This window comes from Mesorhizobium sp. CA14 (assembly GCF_020165195.1).
GTDB lineage: Bacteria > Pseudomonadota > Alphaproteobacteria > Rhizobiales > Rhizobiaceae > Mesorhizobium.
In genome coordinates this window covers 97914-109048 of sequence record NZ_JAIUHR010000022.1, presented here as the reverse complement: position 1 = coordinate 109048, position 11135 = coordinate 97914, and the positions used below count along the sequence as shown (strand labels likewise).

The 11135-nt window shown below is 65.5% G+C and carries 9 protein-coding genes; 3 read left to right on the top strand and 6 right to left on the bottom strand.

Annotated elements, in window-relative coordinates; all coding sequences use genetic code 11:
- Positions 1–90 precede the first annotated feature (90 nt).
- The gene (locus tag LB565_RS21310; RefSeq protein WP_411970679.1) at positions 91–2550 is read right to left on the bottom strand and encodes a DNA translocase FtsK; all 2460 of its coding nucleotides are present in this window, start codon (positions 2548–2550) and stop codon (positions 91–93) included.
- A gap of 199 nt (positions 2551–2749) precedes the next feature.
- A complete protein-coding gene (locus LB565_RS21305) occupies positions 2750–3448 on the bottom strand; it encodes a TetR/AcrR family transcriptional regulator (RefSeq protein ID WP_224587445.1) in 699 nt (232 codons plus the stop codon).
- Between the two features lie 132 nt (positions 3449–3580).
- On the opposite strand from LB565_RS21305, the gene LB565_RS21300 reads away from it, so the two are divergent.
- Both LB565_RS21300 and LB565_RS21295 read left to right on the top strand, forming a co-directional pair.
- Complete coding sequence (locus tag LB565_RS21300) at positions 3581–4774, top strand: HlyD family secretion protein (protein WP_224587443.1); 1194 nt, start codon at positions 3581–3583, stop codon at positions 4772–4774.
- Between the two features lie 120 nt (positions 4775–4894).
- Positions 4895–6508 (top strand): DHA2 family efflux MFS transporter permease subunit, encoded by a 1614-nt coding sequence (locus LB565_RS21295; protein ID WP_411970678.1) that lies wholly within the window; start codon positions 4895–4897, stop codon positions 6506–6508.
- A gap of 172 nt (positions 6509–6680) precedes the next feature.
- Here LB565_RS21295 and msrB read toward each other — a convergent pair whose 3' ends face one another.
- The 4 genes from msrB to LB565_RS21275 form a co-directional block, all read right to left on the bottom strand.
- On the bottom strand, positions 6681–7184 hold the full coding sequence (gene msrB, locus LB565_RS21290) for a peptide-methionine (R)-S-oxide reductase MsrB (protein ID WP_224587441.1): 504 nt from the start codon (positions 7182–7184) through the stop codon (positions 6681–6683).
- A 229-nt stretch (positions 7185–7413) separates the two neighbouring features.
- A complete protein-coding gene (locus LB565_RS21285) occupies positions 7414–7971 on the bottom strand; it encodes a fasciclin domain-containing protein (RefSeq protein WP_224587439.1) in 558 nt (185 codons plus the stop codon).
- 209 nt (positions 7972–8180) lie between these two features.
- On the bottom strand, positions 8181–8897 hold the full coding sequence (locus LB565_RS21280; protein ID WP_224587437.1) for an anti-sigma factor domain-containing protein: 717 nt from the start codon (positions 8895–8897) through the stop codon (positions 8181–8183).
- A complete protein-coding gene (locus tag LB565_RS21275) occupies positions 8894–9433 on the bottom strand; it encodes a sigma-70 family RNA polymerase sigma factor (protein ID WP_224587435.1) in 540 nt (179 codons plus the stop codon). The genes LB565_RS21280 and LB565_RS21275 overlap by 4 nt, the downstream gene beginning before the upstream one ends.
- 143 nt (positions 9434–9576) lie before the next feature.
- Here LB565_RS21275 and LB565_RS21270 point away from each other — a divergent pair, with 143 nt between their 5' ends.
- Positions 9577–11073, top strand: a complete 1497-nt coding sequence (locus LB565_RS21270; RefSeq protein WP_224587434.1) for an amidase — start codon at positions 9577–9579, stop codon at positions 11071–11073.
- Positions 11074–11135: the final 62 nt, after the last annotated feature.

Sequence of the window (11135 nt, the reverse complement as noted above, 5' to 3'; positions counted from 1 at the left end):
TCGGCCGCCGCCGCGGACGGGGTGATCGCCCCATCCGCGGCGACCAACACAATGAACGATTCGCTATACACAAGGGGCTGGCGCGCCCGCTCAATCCATCTCATCGCGTTCGGGCTCGCGATCGCGCCGGCCGGTGAGGATCTCGCGCTTGCCGACATGGTTGGGAACGCCGACCAGCCCTTCCTTCTCCATGCGCTCGACCAGCGAGGCGGCGCGGTTGTAGCCGACACCGAGGCGGCGCTGGATGTAGGAGGTCGAGCATTTCTTGTCGCGCTTGACCACCTTGACGGCTTCCTCGTAGAGCGCGTCGCCATCCTCTTCCCCGATCGCGCTTTTGTCGAAGACCGGGCCCGCATCGGCCGCTTCCTCGGCCTCCTCCTCGTCTGCGGTGACGGTGTCGAGATATTCGGGACGCCCCTGCGCTTTCAGATGCGCCACGACCTGCTCGACCTCGAGGTCGGAAACGAAGGGGCCGTGCACGCGCGAAATGCGCCCGCCGCCGGCCATGTGCAGCATGTCGCCCTGGCCGAGCAGTTGTTCCGCACCCTGCTCGCCAAGGATCGTGCGGCTGTCGATCTTGGACGTCACCTGGAAGGAGATGCGGGTCGGAAAATTCGCCTTGATCGTGCCGGTGATGACGTCGACGGACGGGCGTTGCGTCGCCATAATCAGATGGATTCCGGCGGCACGTGCCATCTGCGCCAGGCGCTGGATGGCGCCTTCAATTTCCTTGCCGGCCACCATCATCAGGTCGGCCATCTCGTCGACGATGATGACGATATAGGGCATGGGCGCGAGGTCGATCGCGCGTTCCTCGAACAGCGGCTCGCCGGTGCCCCTCTCGAAGCCGGTCTGCACCTGCATGGTCACGACCTCGCCCTTGTCGCGGGCGCCCGCCGCGCGCTGGTTGTAGCCGTCGATGTTGCGCACGCCGAGGCGCGCCATCTTGCGGTAGCGGTCCTCCATCTCGCGCACCGCCCATTTGAGCGCCGTGACGGCCTTTTTCGGATCGGTGACGACCGGCGTCAGAAGATGCGGGATGCCGTCATAGACGGAGAGTTCCAGCATTTTGGGATCGACCATGATGAGGCGGCATTCCTGCGGCTTCATCCGGTAGAGCAGCGACAGGATCATGGTGTTGATGGCGACCGACTTGCCCGAGCCGGTTGTGCCCGCCACCAAGAGATGCGGCATCTTGGCGAGCTCGGCGATGACCGGTTCGCCGCCGATCGTCTTGCCGAGTCCGAGCGCCAGCTTGCAGGAGGTGTTGCGGAAGCCGGCCGATCCGATCAGCTCGCGAAAATAGACCGTCTCGCGCGTCTCGTTGGGCAGCTCGATGCCGATGACATTGCGGCCCGGCACCACCGCGACGCGCGCCGAGATGGCCGACATCGAGCGGGCGATGTCGTCGGCCAGACCGATGACGCGGCTGGATTTCACGCCCGGCGCCGGCTCGAATTCGTAGAGCGTGACAACCGGCCCGGGCCGGACATGGATGATCTCGCCCTTGACGCCGAAATCCTCCAGCACGCTTTCGAGCAGGTCGGCGTTCTGCTCCATACGCTCCTGCGACATGTAGAAGCCCTGGCCTTCCGGCGGCATCTGCAGAAGATTCTCGGAGGGAAGCTCATAGCCGACCATCGCGGACAACGGCACGACCTCGCCGGCCATGGGCAGCGAAGGCGCCTGCCTGGCCGACCTTGCGCTCACTGGGGCCGAAACCGGGACGGGATCGACAGGCATCGGTTCGACGGCCGCGAGGGCCGGCGTCGGAGCAGGGCCGGCGTTCGCCGCGTTGGAGCGCCATTCGATGACCCGGTAAAACGACGTCGCCTCGCTCATGAATGCGGCACGGGGCTGGACCGGTTGCGCGGCCGGACGCTGCGCCGGCATCGGCTGCACCAGTGGCTGCGCCGGAAGGGCCGGCGCCTGCCCCGCCTCGTTCAGGCGCGCCCGCGCCAGGCGCTCGGCAAGAAAGGGAATGCCGAATTCGAAAAAGGCATGGTCGGAAAGATAGGACCAGCGCAGTCCGCTCGGGCGCGGCTTTGGCGTCGGAGCGGCGGCAGCCTGGCTCGGCGCGGCCGGAGGGGCCGGGACTGTGGCAGGGGCAACTGGTGCGCGGACCGGCCTGGTTTGCATCGGCGCCGTGGCGGGAGCGGCGGAACTTTTCCGGACCGGAGCGGCTGGCGGCGGAGCCGGCGGCGCAGGCCGGACAGGCTCGGCCGCGGATGCCTTGCCCTGCGCGGCATCTTCCTGCGGGGCGGCCCGCCTGGCGAGGTCGGTGTCCGGCGTGCGGGTGAAGCGCACATTGGGCGCGAGGAAGAAATAGTTCTGCCATGCCGGGCGGCCGAATTCGCCGTCATCCGCCGAATTGAGCGACGCGCCACGAGCGGCGTGCGATTCGCCCTGGATCGAGGACCGCAACGTCACGACCTGCCCCGCCTGCGGCTGCGCAACCCCGCCCCGGCGCCCGTCCGCGCGGTGATCGTCGTCGCCCTGATAGGCGGAAGCGCCGGAAAGATTGGCACGGGGAAAACGCATGGATGTCATTCTCGAGACTCGCGATTGAACGTCTCCCGAGACATAGGAAGCGATGGTTAACAGGTCCTTCCGACAGACCCGCCGGATCACACCGACCAGCGTTTGAAAAATTGCTGGCAGAAGGCCTTCCGGGGCACCGACGCAAACCGCCGCGCCGGGCGGTTTTTCAAGGCGCGCCGCGGCGTTTCAAGCTTCGCGGCCGGGACGATCAGGCCGTTACCGACGCCCGTTCCTCGGCGAAGAATTTTTCCGTGGCATAGGCCTTGAGAAACACTTCGACGCCGGACGTCACGACGTGCTCGATCTCCGCCTGGCTCGGCGCTTTGGTGCGATAGGAAAAGATGCACTGGCGGAACAGACCGGCGAGGCAAAGCTCGGTGAACTGGTAGGCGGCAAGGTCGACGTCGGCGATCTGAAGCAGGCCGCGTTCGACGGCTTCGTTGAGGAAGGCCATGACCTTGTCGTGGCCGCGCTTGGGGCCGCGTTCGTAGAAGCGCGCGCCAAGCTCCGGAATCCGGTCGGCCGCGCCGACCACGGTGCGCTGGGCTTGGATGACCTTGGCCGAGGTGATCTTCAGCGAAAGCACGGTGCCGAACTTCACCAGCGTCTTGCGCAGATCGTCGAAATGGTCGAGCACCTCATACATGTTCTTGAAGATGGTGCCGCGCTCTTCCTCGATGAGGGCCTCGAACAGCTCTTCCTTGTTTTGGAAATAGACGTAGATCGTCCCCTTGGAGACGCCGGCCTCGCGCGTGATGTCGTTCATCGAGGCCGCCTCGAAGCCCTTGTCTATAAAGACGCGGCGGGCGCCTTCGATGATCTGGGCGCGTTTGACCGGGTCCTGCCCGGCCGCAGGGCGACCCTTGCGTAAGTCGAGCAGATCGCTATCGGCTGTCGTGTCGACCATTGAAGTCATTCCTTAGAAAATATTTCGAACCGCTCGGTTCGATTTCCTCTTGATATGGTCCTCTTTCCGCGCTATGTCAATCTCGAATTCGAACCGAACGGTTCAGTCTGACTGACATCCAGAGAGATCGCTATGTCCTCGAACGCGCCCGCCACCGCCGAAGTCCGCTCTTTTCCCAACGCCAAGGTCCAGCCGTCGACCGAAGCGCCGGAAGTTCCTGTCCAGCCCGCCGCTCCCGTTGCGACACCCGCGGCTGAAGCACGCGCCAAGAAAAAGCGCTCTGTCCGCTCTTTTCTTTTGCCGATCATCGGGCTTGCCCTGCTCGGCGCCGGCTCCTGGTATGGGTATAACTATTGGACCGACGGTCGGTTCATGATCTCCACCGACGACGCCTATGTCCAGGCCGATATGTCGTTCGTGTCGCCGAAAATATCCGGCTACATCGACAAGGTGCTGGTGAGCGAGAACCAGCAGGTCAAGGCCGGCGATCCGCTGTTCGTCATCGACAATGGCGACTACAAGATCGCCGTCGCCCAGGCCGAGGCGCAGATCGCCACCTTGAGCAAGACGCTCGACCGCATAGACGCGCAGACCAAGGCAGCCCAGGCCTCGCTGTCGCAGGCCCAGGCGCAGAAGATCGCGGACCAGGCAGCCGCCGACAATGCGGCCCGCGCCCAGGACCGTGCGGCGCAGCTGGTCAAGACCCATGTCGGCACGCAGGCGCAGCTCGATGACGCCCAGACCGCGCTCGACCAGGCCAAGGCGGCTCTTGTCGGCGCCGACGCGCAGATCGCCGCGGCGCAGGCCAATATCGGTGTGCTGGAAGCGCAGCGCGCGGAGTCGGCCTCGACGCTCGCCTCGTTGCAACTCACCCGCGACAAGGCCCTGCGCGACCTCTCCTTCACCGTGCTGAGGGCGCCCTATGACGGCGTCGTCGGCAACCGCTCGGTCGAGCAGGGCGACCTCGTCAGCCCCGGCCAGAAGCTCGCCGTCGTCGTGCCGATGGACAAGCTCTACATCGTCGGCAACTTCAAGGAGACGCAGCTCGGCCGCATGGTGCCCGGCGAGAAGGTGCGCATCACCGTCGACGCGATCGATGGCCAGACCTTCGAAGGCACGGTCTCATCGCTGGCACCGGCTTCGGGAGCGGTGTTCTCGCTGCTGCCGCCGGAAAACGCCACCGGCAACTTCACCAAGGTGGTGCAGCGCGTGCCCGTGCGCATCGATGTGCCGGCCGACGTGCTGAAGACCGGCAGGCTGCGCGCCGGCCTGAGCGTCGTCGTCGCGGTCGACAGCCGCACCGCGCCGGCCTCGACGACCAACTGATTGGGGGGCGGTTCGGTGGCCATTTGCGAGCGCCGAGCCGCCCAGCCTGCTTTATCCGTTTCGACGCAATCCGGGACCGCCACGCGCCTGTCCTCGAGAATTGCCTAGGGAGGCCATGACATGGCAACCGCAACCATCACCGCAGGAACGATGCCCGCACGTCCGGTCGCTGCCGCGCCGGCCCTGCCCGCGGATCATATGCCTGTGCGCCGCGTCGTCGCCTTCCTGGCGATGGTGTTCGGCATGTTCATGGCGATCCTCGACATCCAGATCGTGTCGGCCTCGCTCTCGGAAATCCAGGCGGGCCTGAGCGCCAGCTCCGACGAAATCCCGTGGGTGCAGACCGCCTATCTGATCGCCGAGGTGGTGATGATCCCGCTGTCGGGCTTTCTCAGCCGCATGCTGTCGACGCGCGTGCTGTTCACCACCGCGGCGGCCGGCTTCACCGCGGCCAGCGCGCTCGCCGCCACCGCCACCAATATCGACCAGATGATCGTCTACCGCGCCATCCAGGGTTTCATCGGCGGCGGCATGATCCCCAGCGTGTTCGCGGCCGCCTTCACCATCTTCCCGCCCTCCAAGCGCGCCGTCGTCTCGCCGATGATCGGCCTGGTGGCGACGCTGGCGCCGACGATCGGCCCGACGGTGGGCGGCTATATCAGCCATGCCATGTCCTGGCACTGGCTGTTCCTGATCAATGTCGTGCCCGGCATTTTGGTGGCCACGGCCGCCTGGTCGCTGATCGATTTCGACAAGCCCAATCTCAAGCTCTTCTCGAAGTTCGACTGGTGGGGCCTGATCGGCATGGCCGCTTTCCTTGGCTGCATGGAATATGTGCTGGAGGAAGGCCCTAACCACGACTGGCTGCAGGAGCCGGCAGTGTTTGCCTGCGCAGTCATCATGACCATCGGCGGCGTCATCTTCTTCTGGCGCGTCTTCACCGCCGAGGAGCCGATCGTCGACCTGAGGGCTTTCAGCAACGTCAACTTCGCCTTCGGCTCGCTGTTCTCCTTCGTCGTCGGCATCGGGCTTTACGGGCTCACCTATCTCTATCCGGTGTTCCTCGGGCGTATCCGCGGCTACGATTCGATGATGATCGGCGAGGCGCTGTTCGTCAGCGGTCTGGCGATGTTCTTCACCGCGCCGGTCGCCGGCATCCTGTCGAACAAGATCGACCTCAGGCTGATGATGATGATCGGCTTCGTCGGCTTCGCCACCGGCACCTGGTGGATGACGCATCTCACCGCCGACTGGGATTTCTATGAGCTGTTGATCCCGCAGATCCTGCGCGGCTGCTCGATGATGCTGTGCATGGTGCCGATCAACAACATCGCGCTCGGCACCCTGCCGCCGGAACGGCTGAAGAATGCGTCGGGCCTGTTCAACCTGACCCGCAACCTCGGCGGCGCCGTCGGCCTCGCGGTGATCAACACGGTGCTGATCGACCGCAACGCCTTCCACTATGCGCGGCTCTCCGAGCATGTGCAGTGGGGCAGCGAGGCGGCGCAGACCAAGCTGCAGAACATGACGCGGAATTTCGAGCAGACCGCCGGCCTCGACGCCCCAAGCGCTGCGGTCTCGAAGCTGTCGGGCATGGTGCACCAGCAGGCGGCGCTTTTGTCCTTCATGGACGTGTTCATGATGCTGACCGTGCTGTTCGCCTCGCTCGGATTTTTCGTGCTGTTCATCAACAAGCCGGCGCAGCAGCGCGGCGCTGGCGGCGGAGGCCATTGAGGAGCCGGAACCCCCGCCTGGCTTCCTCAACGCGTGACCCCGGAAATCGGCGACGATTTCCGGGGTCATTCTTTTTGGAGAGATTGAAAGTGACCCTTGCTTTTTTGACGCAATTCCGGACGGAAGGCTACGGCGAAGGCGCCGAGCCGCTGCAGCTTTTTCCTGGAATTGCTCAAGCCGCCGCCGGCTTGAAGCTCAGCGCCACGCCGTTGATGCAGTGGCGCAGGCCGGTGGGCGGCGGGCCGTCGTCGAAGACATGGCCTAGATGGCCGCCGCAGCGCCGGCAATGCACCTCGATGCGGGTCATGCCGAGCGAGCGGTCCTCGGTCTTGCCGATGGAGTTCGGGATCTCCTGCCAGAAGCTCGGCCAGCCGGTGCCGGAATCGAATTTCGTCTCCGACGAATAGACCGGCAGGTCGCAGCCGGCGCAGGCGAAGATGCCCTTGCGATGCTCGTTGAGCAGCGGGCTGGTGCCGGGATATTCGGTGCCTTGCTTGCGCAGCACGTCGAAGGCGGCATCGGACAGAATGGCATGCCATTCGGCATCGGTCTTGGTGACTTCGAAAGTCTCGGCTGCCAAAGCCGGCTTCGGCCCGCCGGCGCGCAGCATCGCTGCGGATCCGGCGATGAGAGCGGCGGCGGCGGCCCCGCTCCAGAGAAAATCACGACGGTTCATGGCCGTTCCTCCTGACGCATTTTGCCAAGATAAAGCGCCGCCCGGAAATCAAAAGCCGGTGACGCTCCATCCCCTGGTTCGAGCAATTCCGGACAGAAACCTTCCTGGCTCCGGATGCTGCTCCGCGCCCCCCTTATGGAACGACGCGGAGCACACTCTTGCCGGCAACGCGGATCTTGGATGTCGTGGCCGGCGCTCAGCCATGTCTTCGCCGGCCAGGTCCGCTTTGTTACATCTTCGGCAAGAGAACCTTGTCGATGACGTGGATGACGCCGTTCGACTGGCGGACATCGGCGATGGTGATGTGGGCGACATTGCCGTTCTCGTCGGTGACGGTGACCTTGCCCTTCTCCGCCTTCAGCGTCAGCTCGCAGCCGCCGACGGTCTTGACCTGGTGCGCGCCGCCATCGGCCTTGGCCATCTTGGCGACATCGGCCGCCAGCGCCTTGGTGGCGATGACATGGCAGGTGAGCACCTTGGTCAGCTTGTCCTTGTTCTCGGGCTTGAGCAGCGTGTCGACCGTGCCGGCGGGCAGCGCCGCGAAGGCCTCGTTGGTCGGCGCGAAGACGGTGAAGGGGCCGGCGCCCTGCAGCGTGTCGACGAGACCGGCTGCCTTGACGGCGGCGACCAGCGCGGTGTGGTCCTTCGAATTGACGGCATTCTCGATGATGTTCTTCTTGGCATACATCGGCGCGCCGCCGACCATGGGATTGGCGGCGTAGGCAACGGCGCCGAGCGCCGAAAGGCCGAGCGCAGAGGCGAGCAAAAGGGTGGCGAGTTTACGCATGGTGTCAGTCTCCTCGGGTTGTTTCTTCCCATCTTTGGGAACGCGAGGAGATACGGGTCCGAAAAAACTTAGTTTCACCGACTCCGGGAGATTTTTTCTTCGTTCGATTTATTTCATTTGCGCTGCCTGTTGCGAGCGTGGACCTCTACCGTTCGCAAAAAGGCAAGAGATGGACTTTCTTTCGTCTTTAATAATGCGCCGCTTTTGGGTCAGATGCCCTTCAGGTCACCCGCAGCAACGACCGGACCGGTCGGCTGGCCGGTCGGCGAACCGCCGGCTGGCTCGAGGCTGACGGCGAGCACGGCGCCTTGCGCGAGCTTCTGCTGGACGGCGGGCGCGACCGGCATGCGCGCGGTCGGGCCGGCGGGGATGACGCCCATCGACACCGGCGCGTTCTTACCCTCGATCATCCACAATTCGAAATCCTTGCCAGCGCCGCGGTCGCCGGAGACCAGCGACAGGCCGACCTCGTGGCGTGCGGCGTCATAGACGGCAAGATATTTGACGTTGCTGTTGTCGGCGGCCAGAGACGCGACCAGCCTGGTCTCGGGGGGCGGGACCAGCGGATTGACGTAGGGCAGCGCGGCATAGACGGCCAGGGCGGCAATGGCCGCGGCGGCGAGGCCGCGCCAGAAGGCAAGGCTCGTCCACATGCCGCCGCCGGGCGCCGTGGACGCGGACGACGTAAACAGGCGGCGGTCGATCGCCGCCTTGACCGAAGCCGGCGGCTCGACCGCGGCATAGGCGGCGGCCACCGGCGCGAAGCGGACCTCCCAGGCATCGACCAGGCGGGCGAAGGCTGTCTCGGTGTCGATGCGACGGGATGCGATCTGGCGTTCGTCGGCGGCCAGGACGCCGAGAACGTATTCGGCGGCGAGCAGGTCGTCGCCTCCACGTTCCGGTCCGTTGTCTTGCGCCAGCGTCATCTTTCCAGGCATTCTCTCAGTTTGAGCAGGCTTCGCCGCAGCCAGGTCCGCATCGTGTTCAGCGGAACCTTGAAGCGCTCCGCCAGCTCGGCATAGCTTTCGCCGCTCAGATAGGCGCCCCGGACGGCCGCCGCCCGGTCTTTCTCGAGTTCATCGAGGCAATGGTGGATGCGTTCGGCCTCGCCGCCCGCCACAGCCATGGTCTCAGGTCCCGGCGCCGGATCGGCGACGTCGAGGGCCGTGTCGATGTTGGCGGAAGGACTGCGCCGCGCCCGGATGCGATCGATCGCATGATTGCGCGCGATGGCCACCAGCCAGGAAATCGGGCTCAGATCGGAAACCGCGAAACGGTCCGCTTTCGTCCAAATCTTGACGAAGACCTCCTGCAGCGCTTCTTCCGCATCACTCCGGTCCCGCAAGACACGAAGGCAGACACCAAAAAGTTTCCCGCTGGTCTGCTTGTAGAGCAGATCGAACGCCGCCCGGTCCTTCATCGAAGTCCGGACGATCAGCTTGCTGATGTCCTGAGGCCCCATGGCGGCAAATTAGAAGATTGCGATCTAATTGCAACGGGCCGCCGAGAGCTTCGTCACCCCAACGTTGTCGTGTCATTGGCTTGTCGAATCCCGATACCGATTTGCAGGCTCATGAGATAGTCTTCGCCAAAAGAGGGGCGGCGATGTCGATTGAACACGTGCTTTGGGAGCGGGATGCAACCGGTCTCGCCGACCTCGTGCACAGGAATGAAATCTCGCCGCCGGAGCTGGTCGACGCGGCGATCGCGCGCGCCGAAGCGACAAGGCCGGACATCAATGCCATTGCCACGCCGCTTTACGATGACGCGCGGGCGCGGGCCAGAACGATCGACCGCACGCTGCCGCTGGCCGGCGTGCCGTTCGCGCTCAAGGATCTCGGCATCGGCATCAAAGGCGTACCGATCCATGGCGGCAGCCGCATCCCGCCTTTCACCGCCGATTTCAACTCGGTGATGGTCGAGCGCTATCTCGCCGCCGGGCTGATCCCGATCGCCACCAGCACCTCGCCCGAGCATGGGCTGAGGCTGGTGACGGAGTCGGCCTGCTTCGGCATCACCCGCAACCCGTGGAACACCGGTCACACCACGGGCGGCTCGTCCGGCGGCTCCGCGGCGCTGGTGGCGGCGGGCGTGGTGCCGGCGGCGCACGCTTCCGACGGCGGTGGCTCGATCCGCGTGCCTTCGGCCTGCAGCGGACTGGTCGGCCTGAAGACCTCGCGCGGCCGCGTGCCGCTGACGCCGCTCGTCAGCGAAAGCTGGTACGGCATGGTCGTCGACCACGCCGTCAGCCGCTCGGTGCGCGATACCGCGCTGCTGCTCGACCTCACCCATGGCGCCGATCCGCTCTCGCCCTATGCTGCCCGCGCGCCGAAAGGCTCGTTTGCCGCGGCCGCCGCGCGCGACCCGGGCAAGCTCAGCCTCGCCGTCTACCGCAAGTCGCCGCTCGGCCTGCCGATCTCGGCCGAGACGCTCCAGGCGCTCGACACCGCGGTGGCGCTGGCGCGCGAAGGCGGCCACACGGTGGAGGAGATCGAGCTGCCTTTCATCGGCCGCGACTTCATCGCCGATTTCTGCCGGAGTGTCGCCGCGGCCGTTGCCGGGACGATGCGGGCCGAGGCGCAGCGCGTCGGCCGCCCGGTGGCCGGCGAGGTCGAGCGGGCGACCCGCGTGCTCGCCCGTCTCGGCGAAATGCTGTCCGCCGGCGAAGTCTATGAGGGCGTGCAGCGGCTCAATGCCACGGCGCGGCGGCTGATCGAAGAGACGGCCCGGTTCGACGCCGTGCTGATGCCGATCATCGCGCACCCGCCACTGGCCTGCGGTTCGATGGACCCCAAGGGCGCGGACGAGTTCCTCGAGAACCTGCTCGACAAATTGCATCTGACAAGCCTGCTCAAGGTCAAGTCATTCTTCGGCCAGCTGATGGACAAGAGCCTGTGGTTCACCCACTGGCCGGCGATCCAGAATGTCAGCGGTCAGCCGTCGATCGCGCTGCCGGTGCATGTCACCGAAGCCGGCCTGCCGCTCGGCATCCAGGCGGCCGGCCGGCCGGGCGACGAGGAGACGCTGTTGTCCTTCGCCGCGCAGATGGAGAAGCTTTCGGGATGGCTGAAGCGGCGCGCGCCGCTCAAGGTGCCCGCTTAGAAGCTCGGCACACGATTTCGTCATTGTGACCGCAAAGCCGTTTGCGGCCTGCGGCAATTCCC

Coding starts and splice junctions, on each gene's coding strand:
- msrB (WP_224587441.1), bottom strand. CDS start 7,184: ATGAACCGTCGTGATTTTCTCTGGAGCGGGGCCGCCGCCGCCGCTCTC.
- LB565_RS21275 (WP_224587435.1), bottom strand. CDS start 9,433: ATGGGGCCTCAGGACATCAGCAAGCTGATCGTCCGGACTTCGATGAAG.
- LB565_RS21300 (WP_224587443.1), top strand. CDS start 3,581: ATGTCCTCGAACGCGCCCGCCACCGCCGAAGTCCGCTCTTTTCCCAAC.
- LB565_RS21295 (WP_411970678.1), top strand. CDS start 4,895: ATGGCAACCGCAACCATCACCGCAGGAACGATGCCCGCACGTCCGGTC.
- LB565_RS21270 (WP_224587434.1), top strand. CDS start 9,577: ATGTCGATTGAACACGTGCTTTGGGAGCGGGATGCAACCGGTCTCGCC.
- LB565_RS21310 (WP_411970679.1), bottom strand. CDS start 2,550: ATGACATCCATGCGTTTTCCCCGTGCCAATCTTTCCGGCGCTTCCGCC.
- LB565_RS21280 (WP_224587437.1), bottom strand. CDS start 8,897: ATGACGCTGGCGCAAGACAACGGACCGGAACGTGGAGGCGACGACCTG.
- LB565_RS21305 (WP_224587445.1), bottom strand. CDS start 3,448: ATGGTCGACACGACAGCCGATAGCGATCTGCTCGACTTACGCAAGGGT.
- LB565_RS21285 (WP_224587439.1), bottom strand. CDS start 7,971: ATGCGTAAACTCGCCACCCTTTTGCTCGCCTCTGCGCTCGGCCTTTCG.